22 protein-coding genes are annotated in these 23,960 nt (G+C 63.8%); 14 read left to right on the forward strand and 8 right to left on the reverse strand.

Annotated features, from left to right (window positions below; genetic code table 11):
* The first annotated feature begins 1,131 nt into the window (after positions 1–1,131).
* Positions 1,132–2,271: a glutathione-independent formaldehyde dehydrogenase gene (locus tag E3T28_RS04820; protein WP_134428523.1), complete on the forward strand. Its 1,140-nt coding sequence runs from the start codon at positions 1,132–1,134 to the stop codon at positions 2,269–2,271.
* A 321-nt stretch (positions 2,272–2,592) separates the two neighbouring features.
* On the opposite strand, the gene E3T28_RS04825 is transcribed toward E3T28_RS04820, so the two are convergent.
* Both E3T28_RS04825 and E3T28_RS04830 read right to left on the reverse strand, forming a co-directional pair.
* The gene (locus E3T28_RS04825) at positions 2,593–4,482 is read right to left on the reverse strand and encodes a bifunctional DNA primase/polymerase (protein ID WP_241979166.1); all 1,890 of its coding nucleotides are present in this window, start codon (positions 4,480–4,482) and stop codon (positions 2,593–2,595) included.
* Between the two features lie 607 nt (positions 4,483–5,089).
* On the reverse strand, positions 5,090–5,353 hold the full coding sequence (locus tag E3T28_RS04830; protein WP_134428477.1) for an ArsR family transcriptional regulator: 264 nt from the start codon (positions 5,351–5,353) through the stop codon (positions 5,090–5,092).
* Positions 5,354–5,518: 165 nt separating this feature from the next.
* On the opposite strand from E3T28_RS04830, the gene E3T28_RS04835 reads away from it, so the two are divergent.
* The 4 genes from E3T28_RS04835 (at position 5,519) to E3T28_RS17850 (ending at position 8,613) form a co-directional block, all read left to right on the forward strand.
* Positions 5,519–5,989, forward strand: coding sequence for a hypothetical protein (locus E3T28_RS04835; RefSeq protein WP_134369331.1), 471 nt, complete (start codon positions 5,519–5,521; stop codon positions 5,987–5,989).
* A complete protein-coding gene (locus E3T28_RS04840; protein WP_134428479.1) occupies positions 5,967–6,479 on the forward strand; it encodes a hypothetical protein in 513 nt (170 codons plus the stop codon). The genes E3T28_RS04835 and E3T28_RS04840 overlap by 23 nt, the downstream gene beginning before the upstream one ends.
* 5 nt (positions 6,480–6,484) lie before the next feature.
* Positions 6,485–7,459 carry a hypothetical protein gene (locus E3T28_RS04845; RefSeq protein WP_134428481.1) on the forward strand — a complete coding sequence of 325 codons (975 nt, stop codon included), beginning with the start codon at positions 6,485–6,487 and terminating at the stop codon, positions 7,457–7,459.
* Positions 7,460–7,569: 110 nt separating this feature from the next.
* Positions 7,570–8,613 carry an alpha/beta hydrolase family protein gene (locus E3T28_RS17850; RefSeq protein WP_338145385.1) on the forward strand — a complete coding sequence of 348 codons (1,044 nt, stop codon included), beginning with the start codon at positions 7,570–7,572 and terminating at the stop codon, positions 8,611–8,613.
* 18 nt (positions 8,614–8,631) lie between these two features.
* On the opposite strand, the gene E3T28_RS04855 is transcribed toward E3T28_RS17850, so the two are convergent.
* Entirely contained in the window at positions 8,632–8,964 is a 333-nt protein-coding gene (locus tag E3T28_RS04855; protein ID WP_134369335.1) for an ArsR/SmtB family transcription factor, read from the reverse strand.
* A gap of 738 nt (positions 8,965–9,702) precedes the next feature.
* On the opposite strand from E3T28_RS04855, the gene E3T28_RS04860 reads away from it, so the two are divergent.
* The 9 genes from E3T28_RS04860 to E3T28_RS04900 all read left to right on the forward strand — a co-directional run bounded on the left by E3T28_RS04860 (position 9,703) and on the right by E3T28_RS04900 (position 19,947).
* Positions 9,703–10,929, forward strand: a complete 1,227-nt coding sequence (locus E3T28_RS04860; RefSeq protein WP_241979167.1) for a ParA family protein — start codon at positions 9,703–9,705, stop codon at positions 10,927–10,929.
* A gap of 4 nt (positions 10,930–10,933) precedes the next feature.
* Entirely contained in the window at positions 10,934–11,248 is a 315-nt protein-coding gene (locus E3T28_RS04865; RefSeq protein WP_241975897.1) for a hypothetical protein, read from the forward strand.
* A gap of 36 nt (positions 11,249–11,284) precedes the next feature.
* Positions 11,285–11,998 (forward strand): hypothetical protein, encoded by a 714-nt coding sequence (locus E3T28_RS04870; RefSeq protein WP_134428487.1) that lies wholly within the window; start codon positions 11,285–11,287, stop codon positions 11,996–11,998.
* Positions 11,998–13,407 carry a hypothetical protein gene (locus E3T28_RS04875; protein WP_134428489.1) on the forward strand — a complete coding sequence of 470 codons (1,410 nt, stop codon included), beginning with the start codon at positions 11,998–12,000 and terminating at the stop codon, positions 13,405–13,407. Before E3T28_RS04870 ends, E3T28_RS04875 begins: the two co-directional genes overlap by 1 nt.
* Positions 13,407–15,110: a hypothetical protein gene (locus E3T28_RS04880; protein ID WP_134428491.1), complete on the forward strand. Its 1,704-nt coding sequence runs from the start codon at positions 13,407–13,409 to the stop codon at positions 15,108–15,110. Before E3T28_RS04875 ends, E3T28_RS04880 begins: the two co-directional genes overlap by 1 nt.
* Complete coding sequence (locus E3T28_RS04885; RefSeq protein WP_134428493.1) at positions 15,107–16,654, forward strand: ATP/GTP-binding protein; 1,548 nt, start codon at positions 15,107–15,109, stop codon at positions 16,652–16,654. Before E3T28_RS04880 ends, E3T28_RS04885 begins: the two co-directional genes overlap by 4 nt.
* A 3-nt stretch (positions 16,655–16,657) precedes the next feature.
* Positions 16,658–17,731, forward strand: a complete 1,074-nt coding sequence (locus E3T28_RS04890) for a hypothetical protein (protein ID WP_134428495.1) — start codon at positions 16,658–16,660, stop codon at positions 17,729–17,731.
* A 73-nt stretch (positions 17,732–17,804) separates the two neighbouring features.
* Positions 17,805–19,547 (forward strand): type IV secretory system conjugative DNA transfer family protein, encoded by a 1,743-nt coding sequence (locus E3T28_RS04895; protein WP_134428497.1) that lies wholly within the window; start codon positions 17,805–17,807, stop codon positions 19,545–19,547.
* Positions 19,540–19,947: a DUF4913 domain-containing protein gene (locus E3T28_RS04900; RefSeq protein ID WP_134428499.1), complete on the forward strand. Its 408-nt coding sequence runs from the start codon at positions 19,540–19,542 to the stop codon at positions 19,945–19,947. Before E3T28_RS04895 ends, E3T28_RS04900 begins: the two co-directional genes overlap by 8 nt.
* A gap of 622 nt (positions 19,948–20,569) precedes the next feature.
* On the opposite strand, the gene E3T28_RS04905 is transcribed toward E3T28_RS04900, so the two are convergent.
* The 5 genes from E3T28_RS04905 to E3T28_RS04925 all read right to left on the reverse strand — a co-directional run bounded on the left by E3T28_RS04905 (position 20,570) and on the right by E3T28_RS04925 (position 23,732).
* Positions 20,570–20,815 carry a hypothetical protein gene (locus E3T28_RS04905; protein ID WP_134428501.1) on the reverse strand — a complete coding sequence of 82 codons (246 nt, stop codon included), beginning with the start codon at positions 20,813–20,815 and terminating at the stop codon, positions 20,570–20,572.
* A gap of 79 nt (positions 20,816–20,894) precedes the next feature.
* Positions 20,895–21,653 carry a phosphotransferase gene (locus tag E3T28_RS04910; protein WP_134428503.1) on the reverse strand — a complete coding sequence of 253 codons (759 nt, stop codon included), beginning with the start codon at positions 21,651–21,653 and terminating at the stop codon, positions 20,895–20,897.
* A gap of 131 nt (positions 21,654–21,784) precedes the next feature.
* Positions 21,785–22,435: a GNAT family N-acetyltransferase gene (locus E3T28_RS04915; RefSeq protein WP_134428505.1), complete on the reverse strand. Its 651-nt coding sequence runs from the start codon at positions 22,433–22,435 to the stop codon at positions 21,785–21,787.
* Positions 22,436–22,541: 106 nt separating this feature from the next.
* Positions 22,542–23,111 (reverse strand): GrpB family protein, encoded by a 570-nt coding sequence (locus E3T28_RS04920; protein ID WP_134428507.1) that lies wholly within the window; start codon positions 23,109–23,111, stop codon positions 22,542–22,544.
* A gap of 87 nt (positions 23,112–23,198) precedes the next feature.
* The gene (locus E3T28_RS04925) at positions 23,199–23,732 is read right to left on the reverse strand and encodes a zeta toxin family protein (protein ID WP_134428509.1); all 534 of its coding nucleotides are present in this window, start codon (positions 23,730–23,732) and stop codon (positions 23,199–23,201) included.
* Between the last annotated feature and the right edge of the window lie 228 nt (positions 23,733–23,960).

Raw genomic sequence — 23,960 nt, forward strand, 5'->3', positions numbered from 1 at the left:
CGGTCGTCCTCGCAAAACACTCATGTGGGATACCCCAGCCGAGCGAATCCGTGATCTACTAATCCCGGCCTAAACCACCGCAGTGTTGCAACGACTGCTTGAAACCGCCCTCTCGATAACGTGCCCCGTGAGAGCCGCCGTGACTCGTGAAGATGTCAGATACCTGCACTCAATCCGGGGGCCCTCCCCACCAACACCAAGCATCCCCACCGGCCCAACGGTCTCAGCGGAAGGTGCCGACTACGCTGCTTCACCAGGTACTGCCACCGATTCTCCGGGTTGAGCAATCCAGCACCCACCATCTCAAGCGCAGAGCGGTGATCGGCGAGGTTCGTGCGGGCCCGCGGGTACCGCGGCCACACCCGTTCCCCGGGCGTGCTCGCCTCAAACAACGGCCGGCTCGACACATGCGGGCGCCGCGGCCGAGACCTGGGCGCTGACATCATCGTGGTCAGTTCGTCCTGCCACCACGCCCACACCTCCCGCTCAATCCGATACCGCTCCGCCCGAGCCAGCAAGGTCCCGAGCACGTTCAGCTGGTGGGCAGCCTGGTTCCGGAGATCCAGCTTCGACCTCGTCCACCCATCACGGTGCACGACCAGGAGCTTGTGAAGACGGAGACGACTAAGGGTCGTAGCCGTGTGCCGGGCAGTAACGCCCAGGAAACGAGCAGCCGAATCGACAGTGAGGGAAGGGTGCTGACGTAGTAGGGCGTAGGGCTTGCCGGCAAGATGCCCGAGGCCCCGGCTAATGAAACGGCTCCAACTGTTCCTGACGGCATCACCGTCACGGTTTCGACAGTGGTATCACGCTGATATCCCGCCCCGGGGGAGCGAGCGAGGGGTTCCAGTGTTGGGTCGTCGCTGATTCCCGCTGGTCGAACCGCTCCCAGAACGCAACGTTGGGACTTGGACAGGGGAAGCGTCCCTGCGTATCTATCGAGGGCATCGCACTGCCCGCCATCTTGTGCCAGACGAGCAGTGGCCAGTCAAGTGCGGTCGTGATAAACATGAGCTAAGCCCATTTTCCGCGCAGCCTGAGACTCTGCTCGGATATTCATCCTTAGAGCACCTCCGACAGTCAAAAATGGTCTCACGTTTTTCATTGTCAAAGATTCAGGGAGTGAAAGAAATGAAAGCAGTCGTTTACAAAGGTCCCAACGAAGTCAACGTTGAAGAAGTTCCCGATGCCAAGATCGAACGTCCCACTGACGTTCTCGTTCGCATCACGGCCACAAATATTTGCGGTTCAGATTTACACATGTACGAGGGACGCACCGATTTCGAAGTTGGACGCACGTTCGGTCACGAAAACATGGGTGAGGTCATCGAGGTCGGTAACGGCGTCGACAAAGTCAAGGTCGGCGAGCACGTCGTGCTGCCATTCAATATTTCCTGCGGGTTCTGTAAGAACTGTGAGCGCGGTTTCACCAACTACTGCATGACAACTCAGCCAGACCCGGTTGGCGCGGGCGCAGCCTACGGCTTCGCTGGAATGGGCCCGTATCCCGGCGGGCAGGCCCAAATGCTGCGCGTGCCCTACGGCGACAACAACTGTTTGCGCCTGGGAGAAGATGCCATAGAAAAGCAAAACGACTACGTGATGCTCTCGGACATCTTCCCTACCGGCTACCACGCTACTGAGATGGCCGGCGTGATGCCGGGTGACACCGTCGTAGTCTATGGAGCCGGTCCAGTCGGGTTGATGGCCGCCCTGTCTGCCACGATCAAGGGCGCAAGCAAAGTCTGGGTCGTGGACCGACGCCCGGACCGGCTGGCCCTTGCCGAGCAGATCGGTGCGATCGCCATTGATGACTCAAAGACGGACCCGGTTCAGTTCGTTCTGGACCAGACAAAGGGTATCGGCGCAGACCGAGGATGTGAATGCGTGGGTTACCAAGCCCACGACCCCCAGGGCACCGAAGACCCCGCAATGACTCTGAATCAGCTCATCCGGTCCGTGCGCATCACCGGGGGAATCGGCGTTGTTGGCGTCTTCCTGCCAGCAGATCCCGCCGGCTTCGACGAGAACGCCAAGCAGGGCAAGCTTGCCATCGACTACGGCCTGCAATGGCTCAAAGGCCAAAATATTGGCAGCGGCCAATGCCCGGTGAAGAAGTACAACCGGCAATTGCGCGACCTGATCGCCGTAGACAAGACCAAGCCATCCTGGATCGTTTCCCACGAGATCCCCCTCAGCAAAGCCGCCGACGCCTATAAAAACTTCGACGAACGCACCAACGGGTGGACAAAAGTCATACTCAAGCCCTGATAGGCCAAAGCCTGACCGGCCCGGTCAACGCCGCCCTCGCGGCGCAAGCCAAGACATGACACAGCTGCGAGAAACTAGCCCGCAGAGTTACCCGTTTTGCCTGGCGTGTGAAATGCGCGGGGAGGCCCCGTGATTGGGGCAGATATTAGATACCTGCCCTTAACCCGGGGTCTCTCCCAAGCCACAAGCAACGCAACATCACGGCAACTTACCCAGAAACAGGCGCCAGCGCACGGCGGCGCACACACCGCAAATCTCCGGCAAAGACGTCCCCAAGATGCAAGACTTAATTGGCAACTTCCTCTCCCCGAACGGTGCCTGCTATGCGGCCTCACCCAGGTACTGCCACCGGTTCTCCGGGTTGAGCAGACCCGCCCCCACCAGCTCCAGCGCTGAACGATGATCAGCCCTGTTCGTGCTGGCCCGCGGGTACCGCGGCCACACCCGCTCACCCGGAGTGCTCGCCTCAAACAACGGCCGGCTCGACACATGCGGGCGCCGCGGCCGAGACCTGGGCGCTGACATCATCGTGGTCAGTTCGGCTTGCCACCACGCCCACACCTCCCGCTCGATCCGATACCGCTCCGCCCGGGCCAGCAGGGTACCCAACACGCCCAGCTGCAGGGCTGCCTGGTTCCGAAGATCCTGCTTCGACCTGGCCCACCCATCACGGTGAACAACGAGGAGCTTGTGACGACGGAGGCGACTGAGGATCGTGGCAGTGTGCCGGGCCGTAACACCCAGGAGACGAGCTGCGGAGTCAATGGTGAGGGACGGGTGCTGGCGCAGTAGAGCGTAGAGCTTGCCGGCGAGGTGTCCCAGGCCGCGGCGGGTGAAGAGGTCGTGGCGTTGGTCAGTGAGTTGTTCCTCGAGCAGAGCGACGAGGTAGGTGCGGGTGTTAAAGAGCTCAGCTGCAGAACGACCTGACGGCGACGGGATTCCGTGCGGGGGGCGGGGGTTATTAAGTGGTTGTGACCGGACTGTACTAAGACCTGTGGATAACGTGGAGGCTAGGCGCCATTCGGCGGCGTTGCCGTCGTCACTCGCACTGACCCGTTCGACGTATCCGGCAGCAGCAAGGGCAGTCAGGGCGTCGGCTGCGGTGGTGCGGCCCAGGCCGCCCATCGGGCCCAGGTCGCGGATCGCGGCAGCGACAGTGCGCTTGCCGGTCTGCAGGGTGAGGTAGGCCAGGGCGCGGAGAATGGTCTGCTGGTTCGAGGACGCCTCGGTCCGGCCCCACCGGCCGGGACTGACCCGGAACCGGGTGAGGAGGGCTTCGACGTCGGTCACGATGGCGTCCAGCTCCGACAGATCCTGCGGCTCCCGCGCCGCTGGCAGCGGGCGCTGGAGGGCGGCGTACTGCTGGGCTTTGTCCCACTGCCGACCCAACCGGGCTCGAGCTTCGGCGGCGGCCCGGGGGCGGCGGTCGCCGCGGCCGGTGTTCTTCGTCCGGAAGTGTTCCATCCCGGGGGCAGTCTTGATGGCGTGCTCGACGTCGACGAGCTGCCAGCCGGCGTTTGCGGCCGAGAGCAGGCACATGAACCCGGTCCAGCTCGGGTTAGTGCCGCCATCGATGGTGGCCATATGGGCGGTGCCGGCTGTGCTGAGGCGCCGGTGCGACTGGTGGCGCAGGGTGACGGGGCCCGACGGGGCACTGTCTTCCGCGCGGAGGGACGGCTTCCGCGCCTCGAGCACCGCGGCCAGAGCAGCCAGGTCCGCGGTCGTGGTCGACGGGGCGACCAGGGTGTCCAGGCTGCCGCGGAGGACCGTGGAATGGCTGCCGTCGCGGTGCGGGGACAGCGGCGGCCGTGCGGCACCGGTGACAGCGTTGAGGAGCATGCCGTGGTCCAAGCGGCGGAAGTTCGCTCGCGCTGCACTGGCCACCGGGGCGACGGCGAGCTTCGGGGCTCCGCCCTGGAGGGCGAGCCAGATGTGCCGGCCACCCGTCCCGGAGGACTGGCACACGACGTGCTCGATCGCGAGGGCATCCAGGGTGCGGGAGAGAACGTCGCACTCGTCGACGGCTTCCTCCATCAGCTCCGCATCGACGCCGTGCTTGTCCTTACCGTCGAAGTCAAAGCACAGGACCCGGAACAACCCGGCCTCATCGGCCAAGTTCATCGCCCACGGCGTCGAAGGTTCGGCCGGTCCAACACGGTGGATCAGGGGGTAACTGTTCTCGTCCAACCGCCCGTACGCGTCCCGCTTCATCACACGGACCTGATCACGCGGACTCATCCGGCGCGTCAAAGCCCAGGCTGTCCACGCTTCAGTGGACACGCCAGACACGCCGGACACAATTCCGGGTGCATTCTGGAGTACGTGCGCTATGCTCTGGGACATAGAGAAACCTCCCGTGAGGGCTGTTGATCTGGATTAGCTCTAACCTCGTCGCCGGGAAGCACAGAGGGTTTGAGCTACGAAACTTGCAGTAGCCCGTCGCGAAAGCGGCGGGCTCTTTCGTTTAAGCGACCTGGTTGATGGGCAGCTCCTCGTCATGACGGATGGATGCCTGGGGCGCGAGGGTGGCAAGGCCAACATCTCGTGCGAGTACTGAAGCGATGTAATCGCTCAGTGACATTCCTCGTTCCTCTGCGCGGTCGCGCACTGCGTCCGCGATCGGCGACGGAACTCTGGAAATCAGCGGTTGGCGATCGCCTTTGCTTTTGCGTCCGCCGTAGGAACGTTGAGGTGGCATGGTCTGAAGATATCGGGATGCTGAATCAGAAACAGGGAGGTTGTGGCGGCGTGTTGCCAAACCGTAGCTAATTCTCCCCTGATCGGCCAAGGCAGTTTCCCGGATGGACACCAGCATCCGTCAGCGACCGAGGACGAAATCGACATGCCCGGCGGCAGCCGCCGCGATGATTCGATTGTTCGCCACGAATCTTGACGCGTCGGAACTGTCACTGTTTGCGAGTTCATCGACCAAGTTGCAGTCCTTCAATCCTTCGAGGTGGCGACGCACCGTTCTCTCGGAGGCCCGCGTTGATGTAGCGATTTCATCGATTGTCATAGCGCCTCGCAGCACAAGAAATCGCACGATACCTGCGCCCGAACGACGAGCCATTAGTCGAACCATGTGTAAATCTCTTCCCACGAATGCCTCAGATGCTGGACATGCCTAGCCCACTCTAGGCATGTCCAGCTGCGCGTGTCCAACTAGGGTGGAACTGCGCTTGCACGTCGCGCCGACTCCCCACGGCCGGATCGGTCGCGCGATGTGCCCGACTACTAGAAGGCCAGATTGAACGAAACCCGCCTAGAAGAAAACGCCTCTGGGGACGAACGCGCCAGGTATGAGTTGGCGCGAAAGCTGAACTTGTTGCTGGACGCTTTCGCTGCGGAACGTGGCAATGCTTTGACTTACAAGGAGATCGCCGCGGTACTTGATGCACGCGGCGTGCGACTGTCACGCGCACGTTGGTCCTACATGCTGAGCGGGTCCGGATACTTGGTGACGGACGAGTCCCTCCTGCGCGGCTTGGCTGAGTACTTCGACGTTGACCCTGAATATCTCTTGGGCGGACCTGGCGTTCCAGAGCCAGAACGGGTCATCGCGATGAACGAGATGATCATTGCCATTCGCGCCGCCAAAGTGAAGAATTTTGCAGCGCGCACTCTGGGCGAAGTATCGCCGCCAACACTTAGGGCGATTACTGAACTCTTGAACCAGGTAATCGGTGAAGCGGACGATGAAGATCCCGAAGTGGATTAGAGCGCCCCACAGGGCTGTCGTTGACCCAGCGAACGCCTCTTCACCACGCGAGCTTGCACGCACCGCCTTCTCAGCGTTAGATCTGCACGGTCGAGTCTCGGTGGATAGCATTGTCAGCCTCGTAGAGGGCCGTCGCGGCAAGCCCATCTCAATCGCCATTTCAAGGCATCTCAACGGAACCGAGATTTGCGGGCTCTGGCTCGCCCGGCGAGGGGACGACCTGATCTTCCACGCAGCAACGGATTCCGAACTGCACCGACAACAGATCGTCTGTCACGAGTTGTCGCACATGATCCTGCGCCACGACGAGATCGACGGCCCAGGGCTCCCCGGTCTGCGGCTGGTGGGGGAAGGTGCCGCAATGGCCTTTGGCCGTTCAGGATTCCAGGATTCATACGAGTTGGCGGCCGAGGCACTAGCCGACCTACTCACGTACGCAATCCGTTCAAGCACGAAAGAACCCGAGGGATTCGAGGGCGTCTTCGGATGATGCAAATGATCATCGCCGCGGTCCTGTGGGCGCTCGTGGCGGCGCTGGCCTCAGGCACGCGCCGACGCACAGATCAAAGCATCCTGTACGCGGCTGTCATGATCGCCGTTTCATTGACGTTGAACGTTGATGCTATTTACAGGGCAACAGATTCGTTCCTGACCGGACACAACTATGCGGATTTACTGGCAAATCTCCTTCTTCTAATTGGGGTCTACTTCCTTTCGCGGGCAATTTTGCGAGCATCCTCACGCAGCAGAGCTCGATCGACAGAGAAGCCATTTCTTATAGGTGCGATCGTGAGTTCTTGCCTCACAATCGCTGCCTTTCAATTCGTGGACGCCCCCTGGTCTTCAGATTCGTTCATGCGAGATTTCGGAGACCAACCCGCGGCGTGCGCATATTCCCTGATCCAGTTCACATACTTGGGCATCGTTGTAGCGGTGACGGGATCGATCTGTCTGCAATTTGCTGGACGCATGAGCACGGCTGCGAGGCGAAGCGGTTTTTACATCGTTGGGGCGGGGTGCTGGGCCGCCGTTCTGAATGTCTTCAGCATCGTGGGCATGGATTTGACGCACCTATTCGGTCCGCCACATTTGCTGGCACTTTTTTCCAGTGCGTACGACGTTCTGAACGTCGCATCACTCGTACTTCTATGCATCGGGTTGTCCCTCCCGCCCATTCTCGGATGGGCCAACGACCGATTGGAGCGCAGACGACTGCAGCTCATCCTTCCCGACCTGAATCGAATATGGGACAAGGTCTCAGCTCAGCGGCTCGAACTGGGCCGAGATTCTCTCAGCCACACACAAGGAGCAAGAAGACCCGACGTGGACGTCGCAGTTCACCGAACACTGGTCGAGATTCGCGATGCGCTCTTGCTTGAGGCGAGCGCCAAAGACAAGCTCACCGATGCAGACTTAGCCATTCTCCTCGGGGCCGAGACCCCGACCGGCGCGCGGAACACGACCGAATGATTCTTCGAAGTGCAATCGCGGTGTGCGGTCTAACCATCTTGGGCATGCTCACTGCAAGCATCGCGATCGCCAAAAACATAGTTGGCACGGAAACCCCAAGGCGGGAATCGATGCGCATTGCAGCGGTCGGAGCAGACGAACCAATCGTTGTCGTGACCCTTCCGCTGAGCGCCGCGACGAGAGCGCCTGGGGAGTATGCAATTTGGTATGACCATGGCAGAGGCTACGCGAGGGTTGGCGAGGTTGTGGCGGTTGATGAATGTGCCTCCGTGGTCACTCGCAAAGTAGTTAGCTCCCTTGGCAGCACACTGCGCGCAGGCCAGACTGCGCGCTGGAGCGGTGTCGTTCCGTCCCGACCCGAGGACCTCGAGTTGCCGTTCACCACTGTGAACATACCGACCGCGTTGGGTTCAGCCCCAGCTACGCGCTTTGACGCAACACCACACCAGTCAAAACCATCGACGTGGGCGATTCACATTCACGGACAGGGCGCCACCCGAGCCGGTCCACTTCGGGGAATTCCGGTCGCCCACAGCGCCGGCCTGACTTCTCTCGTGGTCTCCTATCGAAATGATCAGGAGGCTCCAAACTCCGACGACCGAAGATCGATGCTTGGCCAGACAGAATGGCTTGATGTAGAAGCGGCACTCGACTACGCCCGCGAGCAGGGAGCCCAAGGCTTTGTCTTAGTCGGCTGGTCGATGGGGGCCAGCATCGCGTTGCTGCTGGCTCGCTCGTCCAAGCATCGGGACCTTATTTTGGGACTTTGCCTCGTTGCCCCGGTAACGGATTGGCGCTCGACAATAATCGCTGGAGGCCGAAGTGCCCGCCTGCCTGCGGTCTTGATTCGCCTGGCGATGCGCGTCTTGGCGGGCAGTGCGCTCCGGCGCACCATCCAGCTCAAGGAGACCATCGACCTGCACGCGCTGGACTGGATAAGAAATGGCTCAGACCTTCGAATTCCTACCCTCGTGCTGCACAGCGCCGGCGACAAATCCGTGCCGATCGAATTGTCGCGGGAGTTCTCGGAGGCGCACAAGGACACGGTCGAGTTGGTCGAACTCCCAGCGACGCCCCACACACTCGAATGGAACAGGGACCGAGAATTGTGGGAGAGTGCCCTCGCCCAGTGGCTGAGTCGACGTACCGATTAACCCCGATACAGCTATGACCTACTCTGAGCTTTCACCGAGGAGATAGCGCATCCACGCCTGACCGAGGGCTTCGACTCGTGCTCTGCGGATCGAATAGCGGACCCCGCGACCCTGACGCTGACCCGGCGGAAGATCAGCGGCGATCACGCCGTACTCTTCCAGCGCGCGCAAGTGCCGATGTAGCGTGCTGTCCCGAATTCCAACCTGCTCGCGTAGATCTCCGTAAGTCATCTGATCGGAGACAGCAAGCACTCGAATGATGTCGTTGCGTGCACGGTTGCCGAATATTTGCTCAATCGCCTTCATGTCAGTGTTCCACTCAGGAGCTGACGGCTGCTTGGCGGGATCCACCCGTCCATTCTGGCGCAAGGCGGGGCCGCATTCGTTCGTCCCTCACAGGCTAGCCGATCACGAATACTAAGCTCTCATAAATTGGCAGTATGCTTTCATTCAATGGAAGCATCAGTGGACGGCGCCGTAGGCTTCTCGATTAGCGCGTTTTTCAGTTGGCCTGAATTAGGAGGCACTCAACTCGTCTCGCGGGAGGCGTCGTACCCAGGATCCAAAGCACCCCTGAACAGGTTACAGAATCTCGCAGGCCTGGATCGCAGAGCAGGAGGAGTTGCGGTGACGGGGGAGTCTCCGTTAGCCGCACGGCACCCGCTGCCACTTACCGAGCGGCCAGTCCAAGGACGATCGCTGCGGTCGGTAAAGAAGAAGCTCCGGTTTCCGGATCGTGATCACCCGCCCTTGCGCCATCCAAGCCCTCCACGCTCACCTTGCGCTGTGCAGCGCTACGGTCTCGCCCGGCGAACCCGGCGACCCCCTCCAGCCGGGCACCGTGATCTCCGCCCGGGCGCCTCCGGTGCGGTCGACAGAGCTGCCACCTTCAATTCGATACTCGGGTGGAACGAATTAATCTCGCCCATTCTGCAAGCCCATGGAAAGACCCCCTGTTCGCACCATTCGAAAGGCGTCACTTGCAGCACACGACCTGGACCGTCCAAATCGCTGTCGATGTCCCTGACATCGCCCTTGGCGGGAACGCAACATTCATTTCAGGATTTAAGAGCAGAGGACACACCACCCATGAGTGACACAGGTTGCAGCGCACCCAACGACGTCTTCGGAGGGGCAGACCGCGCCGGAGATTACATCGAGGAAGACGCCGCTCTCATCGCCCCGATACAGCCTCGGCTCCGTTCCAACACCACGGGCAGCACCACCGAAGGACCCGCCCAGATTGCACTGCCCCTACCGGCCGACGCGCTGAAGACCTCGCCGGGCTCGGGCGCATCGGCATCAACGATGGCCGTCGCCAGTGATCTGGCCAGTACGTCTGTGCTGTTCGCCAGTCCCACTGGCTTAGCTGTCGCGTCGCACTCGACAACTCCGGGCAAGGCCACTGCCGGGTTTCGCGGCGCTCTGGCCCGTCTGGGACTGCCCGTTGGGCCGGGTGCCGCCGAGCTGGGGGTGCGGCGCTGTAAGGAACTGCGGACTACGCACGAGACGACAGTGCGGCAGGCGACTTGGACGCGTGCGGTCTCGGTCCTGGTGAACAACCCCAAAGGCGGAACGGGCAAGACTCCCACCGCCCTGCTCCTCGGGGGAGTGCTGGCCGCGATCCGCGGCGGATCGGTCGCGATCCTCGAAGTCTCCGACGACCCCGGCGCCCTGAACTTCCGCGCCGAGGGCAACCCCCTCCTCGGCCTCGGCGAACTCGTCCGCGACGTCGACCAGGTCGCCACCGCCGGCCGCCTCGCCGGCTACACCGCCCCGCAAACATCCTTCGCCTCGGTGATCGGATCCACCGGGCGCCGCGACCGCCTCACCGGCGAATCCGTCGTCGCCGTCTGCAACGTCATCGACGACTTCTACTCCATCCGTGTCATGGACTCCGGCAACGTTCCCACCTCCTCCGCGTTCCGCGGTGCCGTGTCCGTCTCCGACGTCCTCGTGATCCCCGTGATGAACGCCGGCGACTCCGTCCTCGAAGCCATCCAACTCCTCGAGGAGCTCCGGGCAGAGGGCGGGGCCTCCGCGGAGCTTGCGAACCGGGCCATCGCCATCCGCCTCACCGACGGCCGCCCCGAGAACGACGCCGTCCGAGAAGAAGTCGAACGACTCCTGAGCCAAGCCGGCGTCTCCGCCCTGCACGAGATCCCCTACGACTCCCACATCGCCGAACGCGGACAACTCACCCTCAGCCGCCTCAACCCCGCAACCCGGGACGCGTTCGTGGCAGCAGCCGCCAGCGTGGTCCGGTCCCTGCAAACCGCGGTCTCCGCCGCACCCACACAGAACCGGAAGGCCTAACCCCATGCACGACCTCCTGCTCCACGCGGCGATCGAGAACCCCCTCGACGGGATCCTGCCCGACTTCTCCTTCGGCGGCGCCGAATTCACCGCCCTCTGGCAAAAACTCATCGCCGCCCTCTGGGCCATCGGCATTCTCGTCGCCATCGGATTCCTGATCTTCGGAATCGTCGCTATGGCCGGAGCCTCCGGAGACACCAACCCCAACCCCCAAGCCCACGCCCAAGGACGCCGGAAAGCCGTCTGGGCCGGCATCTCCCTTGCCGCCCTCGCCGGCCTCGCCATCATCGTCGGTGCCGTCCTCTCATTCGCCGGCTAACCCACACAACCAACGCGCACCCCAAGGAGTCCCACCATGCGAATGGTCACAGCATCCGGCCGTAGCCGCTGGCCGATCATCATCGGGGCCACCGCCCTCGTCGTCGCCATCGGCGGAGGCATTGCTTACACCGCCAACCGCCCCGCCCCAACACCAGGCGCCGCACCCAGCACCGCGACGGCCACCCCCACGCCGACCCCAACAGGCAGCACGGGCGCCGCGGGTGCCGGGGACGACGTCGCACCCACCGGCTGCCTCGGTGGGCAGGACCGCAACGTCAACATGGTCCTGGCAGCACAGGCAGACGCCAAGCACACGACTTATGGGGCCGTGGAAACGGCGACGGCGTTCTACCGATTTATCTGGCAGTACCCCTACCCATCCGCCGAAGACGCAAACACAATCACCAACGAGGTCATGACGGCGAACACACCGGCTTCGTATGCCGACCTCGCGGGCACCTACGCCTCGACGGAAGACCTCACCACCGGCGACCTCGAGCCCGGAACACCATTCCACCTGTCGACCACGAACGGTCTGTGGCTCGTGGCGCAGGACTCGACGGCCGACCGGGTGACGGTCAACATCGCCGCCGGCTACGTAGTGAACGGCGAGCTCAGCCCGACCAAGGTGACGGCACAGGCCTTCGTCATGGTCTGGGAAGGCGACGCGTGGCACGTCGAAAAAGGCGAACAGCCTGACGCTGAGAAGCTCGGCGCCGGCGGCAACCGCTACACCCGAGGCTGCTAGTGGCCGCCGGTGAAGGATGCGCCAGCATCGCTGTCTGCGCTTGGGACGGCGCCACGGGTGGCATCAAAGACGCGGCCAGCGGCGTGAACAACGCCGTGAATACGGCTGCGGGTGTGGCGAACTTCTGGTCGGACCCGGCGGGGAACTCCTTCAAGCTGTTGCAGGCAGCGGCCAAGGGCCTCTCCGATACCGTGTTGCCGGCGCTCACGCATGCGACGCTTCCGGACCTGACGGCGGATTGGTTCATTCAGGCGTATCAGGTGTCGTTTGCCCTGGCGATCTTCGTGTTCGTGGCCCTGTTGATCCCGCAGATCGTACGCACCGCGCGCGGCCACCAGTCCGGCCGGGAGCTGGGGGAGTCCCTCACCCTCTACGGACCCGCGTTCATCCTCGGGGCCATGTTCGGGCCCGCGCTCGGCGCGTTCCTGGTCAAGTTCTTCGGTGCCCTGTCTGACTCCTTGATCGCGTGGGGCGTCACCAGCAACTCCGAAACCATCGTGGCCAAGTTCTCCACGATGCTCTCCGAGGAAGACGGGGCCGGCCTGGCCGGCGGCGCCGTCCTCGGCGTCATCCTGATGTTCTTCATGATCCTGGGCCTGCTCGTCGTGCTCCTCATGCTGATCGTTCAACTCATCACCCTGTACTTCTCCGGCGTCCTCTTCCCCCTCGGGTTCGTGTGGATCGTGGACCCCCAGAAACGGAAGTTCGGGTCGAAGATCGCCTACCTCTGGTTCGGGGTCCTGGCGTCCCACCCGCTGCTGTTCTTCCTACTTGCGATCGCGTACAGCATGATGAGCGCCCAGGTTGATGCGTTCTCCGACACCCCCAGCCTCGCCAAAACCGTGGCCCTGGTCGTGTCGATCCTGGCGTTGTTCATGGCCGGCCTCGCCCCCGTCGCCCTGACGAAGTTCGCCCCCGTCATCCCCACCGGTGGCGGCGGAGCCGCCCCCGCGGGCCCGAACATCGGATCCCAGTCCATGCAGCAAGCCGATGCCAAATACAGCGACAACGGCCCCGAAAGCTCCGGCGGCAGCTCCCCGTCCACAGGCAGGTCGAGCAGCAGCGGCGGAGGCAGCAGTGCCGGTGGCGCGTCGGCGGCTGGTGAGGGTGAGGCGGCGACGTCGTCGATCTCTGAGGCCGCGGCCGTGGGCTCCGCTGGCGGTGCCACCGCCGGTGCCGGGGCCGCTGCCGCAGGCGGCGGCGCGGTCGCTGCGGAGAGCGGCATGGCCGCCGCCGGTGTAGCGGAGTCCGCGACCGGTGCGGGGGCTGCGATCGGAGTCCCCACGATGATTGCCGCCGGGGCGATGGCCGGGTTTGAGGCGACGAAGAAGGTCACCGATTCGGTGACCGACGCGGCCGTGTCACCGGTCGAGGACCAAGACGAACATTATGGAAAGGACTCCGTCTAGTGAGTGATACCCCGGAGTCCCACATCCGTTACCTCGGCGGCGAGTCCGGCCACCGCGGCTTCTTCGGCGGCACCGCCTCCAAAACCCGGATGGTCCTCCTCACCGTGTTCATCGCCGGCGGCATGGCCGGCATGGTCTCCGGGCTCGGCCTCCCCGCCCTGATCGTGGCCGTCGCGGGGGTTGGCATCACGATGCTGACCACCGCGCGCACACACCGGGGCACCGTCCTCGAGCGGCGCCGGAAGCGCGCCCGCGCCCGGGCCCGGAAGCGCCTCGGCACGGACGAGTTCGTGCCGTACGAGGTTGGGGCGTGGGACCAGCTCCAAGAAGCCATCCTCCGCGGCACCAAAGCGGAGAAGCAGGTTGCGGAGCGGGCTGCGGTGAAGATGCGGGCGAACCCGGACGGCGCCGACGGCATGGGCTGGCTCCAGTACGCCTCGAACATGCCCGGCATTGCCTGGCACGCTCCGATCGGTGAGCAACCGTACCTGTCGGTTGCGTTTTCCGTGTCCGGTCAGCTGCGCGGGATGGAAACCGCCGCCGCCCTGACCCGGGCGGCGAACGCGTGGGGCAAGTTCCTGGCCCGCCGCGCCGCACCGTCCTCTTTGATCCGAAACGTGCAAACCCTGACCCGGGTTCTACCGCCGGACTCGGCCCGGCAGCAGCAGTGGGTGAAGACCCGCCTCGAACCGGTGCAGGAATCCTGGACGGCGGAGCAGCGGGAGTCGTTTGAGGCGCAGAAGCTCTCCTATGACGAGGTGATCCGGAAGTCCAGTGCCAACGCGATGGTGCAGCGCCACTACGTGGTCGTGTCTTGGCCCCTCACCCAGCAGTTCACCGACGCAGCCGGGAAGTACGGGCCGGGCCGGGACGCGTGGCGGGCGTTGATGGCTGGGCAGATTCAGGCCACCGAACTGGGGTTGAACGAGGCCCGGATGGGTGACGTGCAGGCCCTGACTGCGAAGCAGACGACGGCGTTGATGTTGCACCAGCAGAACCCGCACCTGCCCATCGACCTCACCCGGAACGTTGACCCGCTGCTGTCCGGGATCGCGTCTCGGGACGAGTTCTCCGCGCACATCGTCGACGGCGTCGACCCCACCTCCCTCGTCATGGGCGAGGACGGGCCGGTGTCGCCGCCGGTGACGTGGTGGCACCGCACCGCGGCCATCCACGGTGAGAACCTCGCCGTTGCCGGCCGCAGCCCCCTCTGGTGCCTCGACCTCCTCATCGGGCGGGAACTGACCTTTGTCCGGTCGGTGTCCTTCCACCTGCACCTGGTGCCGGCGGGGCAGGCGAAAGCGAAAGCGCGCGCCGACGTCGTCCGCGACCTCGCCGGGGTCCTCGCCGACCAGCAGAAGGGCCGCCTCATCTCCGACGACAGCACCACCCGCATGTCCGCCGCGCAGCGCCGGTCCGCGGATCTCGCCGCCGGATCCCACCACCACGGCGTCGACTGGATCGGCTTCGTCACTGTTTCCGCCCCCACCCGCGCGGACCTCGGCCACGCCTCCCGGCAGCTCGAGGAAGCGTGCGCGACCGGCCTCGGCATCGAACACCTCGACTGGCAAGACTCCTTCCAATCCGCCGCCTCCGGCACCACCTGGCCCCTCGGCCGGGGCCTGCGCCCTGCAGGCGCCACCCTGGCAACCCGGGCCATCAACCGCCTCGCCGGCCGCACCGACAAGGAAGCCATCTCATGACCCCCACCAACCCCGCCACCCCAGCGGCCACCGGTACCGAGCACGGCAAACGCACCGCCGCGAAGAAGCCCTGGTACGGGACCGTCCCTGGCCTGAAGATCTTCGTCACCCCGGTGGCGACGTCGCCCGTGCTCACGGGCGAGGAAGACGCAGCGGGGTCTGCTGCTGCCGTTTCTGACGTGGTGGTGTCGTCGGGGCGGCCGGTGGATGTGCCGCCGTTCGAGCGGCCCGGGTCGGTTTTGCGGGCGTCTTCGGGGGCGGCGGCGCGCGGTTGGTACGCGCCTCGCCTGGCTGGGGCTCCGTCAACGACCCGGCAGGCCGAGATCCTGAACACGGGCATCATTGGGGCGCCGACCGGGATTGACGGGGTCGTCAACGGTACTGACACGCTCTCGTCGACGATGATCAGTCACGACGCCCCCACCGCGTACAACGCGACCCCCAGGAAGCTGACCTCACCCAACGTCCTCATCATCGGCACCGTCGGGTCGGGGAAGTCCTCGTTCACCAAAACGGTGATGGTCATGCGGCCTCTGCTGCTGAAGAACCACCGGGCGGTGGTGTTCGACAAGAAGGACGAGGGCGGCGAAGGCGAATACGCCGGCGTCACCCGCCGCATGGGAACTGAGCCCCTCCGCTTCGACCCCGACGGTTCCGGTACCCGCTTCAACCTGATGGATCCCCTCATCGCCCGTGGCACCGGCCTGCAAGGCCAGATGCTGCTGATCAACGCTGTCGCCCGCATCGCCCGGGGCGATACCCCCGCGACGGAGTGGGAAGAGAAAGCCACCCGGTACGCCCTGCAGCTCTTGTTTGAGAAGTTCCAGGACACCCGCCGGGCCGCGACCACCACGGACCTGATGCCGTTCCTCGGGTTGGTGCCGACGGATCAGGGGTTGTCGGGGGAGGCGTCGGAGCGGTTCCACCAGGCGGGACTGTCGATCCGGTTCGGCCTGCAGAACCTCCTCGAAACCTACGCCGGCGTCTTCGACGGCGAAACCAGCCGGAGAGTCGACCTCTCCCACAAGCTCACCACGTTCGACATTTCTCAGCTCCCCGACTCCGGCCCTGCGATCCCAACCGTGATGGCCATCGGGAACATGTGGCTGATGGGGCGGCTCCGTGAGGAGCGCGGGTTCGTGACGAACGTGATCTACGAAGAGGGCTGGCACATGATCGGCGGCCCCTCCGCCCAGCTGGTGAAATCCAACCAGAAACTCTCCCGCTCCCTCGGCATCTCCAACGTCTTCGTCATGCACAAAGGCACCGACATCCCCCCAGACAGCCCCGGCTACACCGTCGTCCAAGAAGCCCAAACCGTGTACGCGTTCCGCCAAGACCGCCCCGAAGACGCCCGCTGGGCACAAGAAACCTTCAACTTCGCCCCCGACACCGCCGCCACCTTGATGGGTTTGAATCCGGGGCATTGCGTGTTCAAGTACGGGTCCAACCCGGAAACCCACATCCGCCACATCCGCTCGGACTGGGAAGTGGAAGTCACCAACACCGACTCCGCCATGGCCGCCGGCAACGCCACCACCTAACCCGTGCAGAAAGGCATACTCGTCACCGGGCTGGTGCTCCTGCTCGTGGTCCTCTTCACCGGGCTGCTGCTCGTCACCGGCGGCGGCCCCGGCACCGGGGCCTGCGCCGCTGTGGCGGCGAACCCGCAGGGCGCCGCCGAACGCGCACCGGTCGCCGGGTATCAAGGCGACCAGCTCGTCAATGCTGCTTTGATCATGAACGCCGGCGCGACCGCGGGCGTCAACGTGCACGGGCAAACCATTGCAGTCATGACCGCCATGGGCGAATCTGCCCTCCGGAACCTCAGCTACGGCGACGCTGTTGGACCTGACTCCCGCGGCCTGTTCCAACAGCGCGACACCTGGGGCACCCTAGCTGAGCGCATGAACCCCAGCCAAGCCGCCGGGTTCTTCTTCCAACGCCTCGTCACTGTCCCAAATTGGGACACGCTGGCGCCCACCCAGGCGGCGCACGCCGTGCAGATCAACGCCGACCCGAACCACTACACGACCTACTACGACCAGGCGAAAGAGGTCGTGACGGCTCTCACCACCGGGGACGCAGCGTGCGCAGCCGGCGTTGGCAGGGACGCGCGGGCGTTGGCGGCGGCCCTGGTGGTCAAGATCGACGCGGGCACCATCACGGGTTTGTCGCCGGATCACCTGCGCGAGATCCGGTGGATCGCCGACGGCGAGATTCGCCCGAACTGCGGCATTGACACCCGCATCCTGCAAGTCATCACGATGGCCACGAACATGTTCGACGCCGTCGGGATCTCCGACATCAACCGGGCCTGCACCGGCCAGATTTTGGGCTCCGGCCTCTCCTCTCCGCACTCCGCGAACGGTGGCGGCCACGCGGTCGACTTCTACTCCTTCGATCGGATGCCCACCACCGGTGCCGACGCGAACGCCCTGAAGCTCCTCAAGGCGCTCAGCCCGGTAATGCCGGCCGGGTCCGGAGCCGGCCAGAACCAGTGCCGCGCCGACGCCGGCGTGACCCTGGACCTGTCGATGAAGCAATTCCGGGACGACTGCAACCACGTCCACATCGCCGTAGACCCCAACAGCACCGACCCCATGAAACTCAGCAACTGATGCCCGAATCCCGGGCGCACCGCGCCATCCCGACTGACCGACGGACCGTTTTCGTGGCGGCAAGGAGAACCCTGTGATCGATTGGAAAGCCCGCATCATGACCGGCGTCCTCGCCCTCCTCGCCGCCCTGGCATTGCTTGTGGCCGTGCACGTCGGCGCGATGATCACCCCCACCGGCACGACCTACCCGTGGAACCCCGCCGCCCTGGCCGGGGATTTCCTCTTCCGGGACGCACCGTGGCCGCCCGCAGCAACCTGGACGAGCGTGGTCGCCCTGGTCCTGGCCGTGGCCTTGTTTGCGTTCATCCTGGCCAAGCAGGCCCAATGGGCCTCGACCAAGCGCAACAACGTGGCGCTGCGGCACCTGGCCACGCCCCGGCAGTCCGCCGTGCTGCGGGAAAAGCTGCGGGCGCAGGAAGCGGCGCAGCTGCACCCAGCCGCGGTGAACCTGCCGGCGGGGGAGCGGGTCGGCCGCCTCGTCGGACGGGGGAACCGATGGGTGTATCAGGGGTGGCGAGACCTGGGCGTATACGTGTTCGGCACCGGCCGCGGCAAAACGTCCGCGCTCGTGATCCGGCACATGCTCGAAGCCCCCGGCGCCGCCATCATGACCTCCAACAAAGTCGACGGCGTCCGCGAAACCCTCGCCGGCCGTGCCGACCACGGGCAGGCGTTCATCTTCGACCCCAACCGCATCTACCGCCTGGACCCGCAGCCTGACTTCGTGTTCAACCCGCTCGACTACATTCGCAGCGCCGCTGACGCACGGGAGCTCGCCGCGATCTTTGAGGCCTCGACTCGGAAGGCTTCCGACCGGGGCGGTGATTCCCAGTTTGATACCGCCGGGCGGGACATGCTCGCGTACTTCTTCTACGCGGCCGCCCTCGAGCAGGAACCCCTGTCCCAGGTGTTCGCGTGGATCGCCCGGGCTGAGGGGTATGACGTGCAGCAGATCCTCGCCCGCCACGGGAAAACCGGGCCGTCTTCTACCATCGAGGGCATCCTGAGCTGGCCGGACAAAACCAAGGGCAGCGTCTACGCCACCGCGCAGCGGATGGCGTCAGCCCTCGCCGACGACGACCTCCTCGCCTGGACTGACACAAGCGGGATCCGCCGGTTCGACCCGGCCGCGTTCATCACCAGCACCGACACCCTCGTGCTCCTGTCCAAAGACGGTGAAGGATCCGGCGGTGCCATCCTCACCGCCCTCATCCGCGCCATCTGTAAAACCGCCGAGACCGCTGCGCAGCGAAACGGCGGCCGCCTCCCGGTCCCGCTGGTGATGGAGCTCGACGAGTGCGCGAACATCGTCCGCTGGCCCGAACTGCCCTCGGTGTATTCCTTCTACGGGTCGATGGGCATCATCCTCAACTCCTACTTCCAATCCCGCGCCCAAGCGATCGACGCGTTCGGGAAAGACGGCTGGCAGACCCTCTGGGACGCCGCCGCCACCCGGGTCTTTGGCGGCGGGTCCGGCGACGATGACTTCCTCCGCTCCCTGGCCGCCCTCATCGGCGAACACGACGAAATCACCTACGGCAGCTCCACCGGCAAAGACGGCCACCAATCCACCTCCACCAACACCCGCAAGGTCAACACCCTCGACATCGCCGCCCTCGGCTCCCTCCCCGAATGGCGCGCCATCGTCTTCAGCTCCAAATGCCGCCCCGTCATGGTCAACACCGTCCCCTGGTTCCGCGACAAAACCCTCACCACCACCATCAACCGCACCCCAACCAGGACACCGAACCCCAGGCCAGCACCGGTCGCGGTTCCCGACGACACCACTACAGCGGAGGTAGCAGCCCATGGCTGAGCACGACGACTACGACTCGACCGGCCCTGAAGAGGACCCGGTCGACGTCCGCCAAATGTTCCTCGACTGGCTGACCGGGCACCTCGCCACCGTCGAAGTCGTCGGCACCAAACCAACACCGTGGTGCACCCAATGGTGGCTACACCCCGAGGTCGTCGCCCGGTTCAAGGCCCTCTGGCAGGCCAGCATGCAAGCGGACGCCAGTGTCATGGACGGTGACGCCGGCGCCGTGTCGTCCTGGTGGATCAACCACTGGGACCGCCATGCCGCGGTGATCTTCGACAAAAACAACGGGCCGTTCCGCGACTGCGACCCCGACCAAGGGCACCTCTACCGCCGCAAGGACACAACCGCCAGGATCGTTCCTGCGTCGATGCCGCCTGTCGACATCGAGCTGTAGGCGGAAGGGTCCGACGAAGAGACCCGCGGGGACGCTCCCGCCAGGTCAACAGCGTGGCCAACACCGTTCCCCGACAGAAATTACTCATTAATCGACGATTGCTCAGCGTGCAATAGAACCGTTTAGTGAGGCCGCGCAGGGTCTCTCTGGTGTACATGGCCCCGCGGTGCGAGACTCCGCGCATGGATGACCTCGATACCCCTAACTGCCCGGCTTGTTTGATGCGCATGGAGCCGGCCGATGGGATGACCGCGACGCTTTGGCGGTGCCCAGAGTGCGGGCTGGTGCGGCTCTAGACGCTGCTGGTTGTCTACCCGTCCGTGTCAAGAGCCCGGTCAATGGCGGCCAAGATTGCATCGAGCTCTTCGAAGTCTTCGGCACCATAGACGTTCAGGTCGCTCTGGTCACGTTCTTCATTCATAGGTCGAATCTACTGGCCGCCCCACGGATGTACATCCGTGCTCCACTTGCCAAAGGCCATGTCTAGCGAAGCTCGTTGAGCATAGCGACGCGTCACGATCAACCAGCGGACTCATAATCCGTTGGTCGCAGGACTCAAGCTCCGCCCGCCCAACCAAGGTCTATCGGTCCACGCTCACGAGCGCAATCACACGGGCCCTGGTCAGACCGAGCTTCGGCTCTGGGTCTGAGTTCGAACGATGAGCGCGATGACTACGGTCACGACGCCGACACACAGGAGAGCGAATGCGGCCGCCATCACCGCCGCATCGCCGGGGAGCATGGCGCACGCTGCCGGCGAATCGTCGTAAGGGCACGTTCGCCAGGGCTGGAACAAATACAGAACCGTCCCAAACAGTCCAATGACGGCTGCCGCAATCCCGACCAGTAACAACAACCGTGCTGCCATGTCACGAGTAAAGCACAACGAATGACGAGTAGTTGGCGCCTGTTGGCAAGTGTTCGACAGGGAACCGTGTCTCGGACGCCTATTGCGATGGCGAGAGGGCTCGCTCCCAAACCGTCTGGTTTCGGGTGACGTATTCGGCAGCGTCACGCCAGAAGTCCCCGTGGCCGTTGACGTACATATTGGCCCACGGTTGGTGTCCGGTCTCGTTTGCGTTGCGCAACAGGTCAAACATGGCCGTGGTCCGTTTCGCCATGGCTACCGGAAGGGCCTCACGGAGTACGGCGTCGGCCTCGTACCCGTCGACGAAAGCACGCAGCCTTGACGCTGCCGCCTCGACAGGTTCACCGTTGATGAGCATGCCAAAGGCTTGGGCGGCGTAGGCCAGATCCCACAGCCGGGTGCTCGGGCCGGCCGCATCCCAATCGATGAAGACCCAGCGATCGCCGATGACCAGGTTCCACGGTGCAAGATCGTTGTGACACATCAGGTTCGGATTCTCGACTGGCAGCAGCATCTTCCAATCCGTGAAGTCGGGAATGGGAACGGATTCACTCACGTCGTGGATATGCCGAATCATTCGACCGACTTGCCGCAGCTCATCGGTTCCGAGCGGCATCTGGCTTAGCGCGATGCTGCCTTCCACATACTCGACCGATTGACGACCGGACTCATCGCGGCCGAGCGGTTGAGGAGCGTCCACCCCGTGTGCTCGGAGCACAGCGAGATAGCTCTGCACGACAGCGGTGTTTTCGATCCAGGGCTTTCGCACGGTGCCACCGACTTGGACGACGGTGCCTGAGGCGTTGCCCCCGGTGAGTTCTTGCTCTTCCTCGCCCATACGAGCAGGTTACTGCTCAGTGGTCAGACGGATAAAACGCCGAACGGGGAGCGGCGCGTTCAGCGGAGGACAATCTTGCGGAACGACGGTGACACCTCGCCGCCACGGCCGTGACGGATTGTCTAGGTTCGTCAGCCAGGTGTCACACCGAAGAATGGTAGGCAGGGCGAGAGGCCACTCATCGTCACCTTGAGACGCGGCCCCGCTTCCCACACTTGACGTGTCAGACGCAGTCGGTCTGAGGTAACTGATCGGCCATCGAGTACATCCCTGGAGATACCATCGTGCTCGTAGCCGAGCTTTCGAGATACACCTTGTGACGCTGGATTGTTTTGGAAAACCTCGGACAAGGCAGCGTCGGCTTCGAGGCCGACGAAGGCGAGGTGCAGAAGCGCGGACCGTGCCTCGGTCCCCAGGCCTCTACCGTGATGTTCGAGGCCGAGCCAGGATTCCGTCTTGACTTCGCGAAGAACTGGGAACTCACGCCCTCTGAGAGCAACCATGCCGATGGGTCGCTGCTCGTCGAAAACTGCGAGTTCCAGGGTCCACGCGTCTCGGCTCCAGTCGCCTCGGCGGCTCCAATGCTGCTTCATGACATGCACTGTGCGTTCGGGTGGCGATAGGTCCGTCCACGGCGTCAGGTAGGGGCGTTCATCGCGCTGGTGGACGCCCCCGGCGGCGACCAACGCGACTTCGGTCAACTCCTCATCGGTGGGTAGACGAAGCTCGAGTCGATCCGTGTTCAGGCGCAAGCCGACGAAGGGCCAGTGATCAATGAGCATGACAACAGTCTGGCTACTTCGCCTACAGTCGCCAGCGCGGCTCGCTGGGGCTGATGCACGGTGCCACCGAGGAACCTTCGCCGGGACGTGTTTCCCTGGGGACGGTTCAGCTGGTGGGCTGTCCTGCTCGCCAGTTGCGTGCATGGGTCAGTATCTGCTGGATGACGGCACTCTTGGCATCGGCGTAGTGGTTCATGTCGCTCCATTTGTTCGCCGCGAGCGTCCGCTTCGTGGATTCGTAGAGTGCACGGTCTGCCGCGCTGACCCGGAGCCAGTCGCGGAGGTCGAGGTAGTCGATCTGATCAGCGGTCTCTGGCGGAAGAACGTGCACGTGGAAGTCCAACTCCGCCGTGCGGAGCATCCGGTGGCCGTGTTCTCGGACACGGAGCCGCAACCCGATGGATTCCATTGGCACGAGGTAGGACTGCTCGTCGTCAACGTCGGCCACGACAACCAGCATGTCGATCACCGGTTTCGCCGCCAATCCAGAGACTGCGGTCGAACCAATGTGTTCGACCGACAGCGCAGCCGGGCCCAAGGAATCCTGGATCGTCTTAGCCATGGAAGCTGCTTTCGAGGGCCATGTGTCGTCGTAATCGACGATGACAATCGCCCGTTGCTCACGACCACCGATCAAGATGGTGTCTAGTTCCGTGTCTCTTGCCGCCTGGTCCATCGAGCGAGTCTGGCACGAGAGACCCGGCCGTCGCGGCCTGACTGAAGTCCGGCAGCAGCGGAACCCTCTACGGAAAATTCGAGGACGCTAGTGACCGGTTGCTCGTGCCGCTGCGATATCGGCTGCTATCCGGTCTATGGTCGCGTTCTCAGCCCATGACGAATCGATTCGCCCTTCTGAGACGAAAGTCAGAGGCTGCCAGCCGTGGTACCAGTCCTTCATCTCGGCACTGCCAAACGAGACTGACTTCGCACGCGTGATGTGCCGGCTCGACGTCTCCGCGAGGGTGAGATCGTAGGCGTAGAAGAGGCTGGCCCCCGTTGTCTCGAGACTGACTTGTTTCAGCATGGATTCGTAGCGTGTGGCATTCAGGATGCCTTCGATGATGACGACGAGCCCTCGTTTCAGACATGTCGTTGCTGCTTGTTCCATCAGATTGATGTTGAGCGCACCGGCAACATCGCCTTCTCGTAACACCGTTCGACGAAAATAGTCTTGTTCAATTAGTGCGCAGTCGCCGGCGGCGAATCGTTCTTGCACGCCCTTAGCGACCGTCGACTTTCCAGACCCGGAGTTGCCGCGGAGAACAACTAGGACAGGGCGTAACGATGAGGTAGTCACCTCGCAACGCTAACGGTGATCTAAGCCAAGCCGCCCCGCTGAAGAGCAAACCCTCGAATGGAACGGTCTGCGCGACATCTCCGCTCGCCAGGCAGGTCGGTCAGTGTTGGAGGGCGGACGTCGGTCTGGCCACCCGTCCGCTATCGTTGCGGCATGCTCCCTATCTGTGATTGAAGACCGGGCTGACTTCTTCAGCTAGCAGGTCCTCATTCACTGCGCGAAAAAGCC

The organism is Cryobacterium sinapicolor, from assembly GCF_004403465.1.
Taxonomy (GTDB): domain Bacteria; phylum Actinomycetota; class Actinomycetes; order Actinomycetales; family Microbacteriaceae; genus Cryobacterium; species Cryobacterium sinapicolor.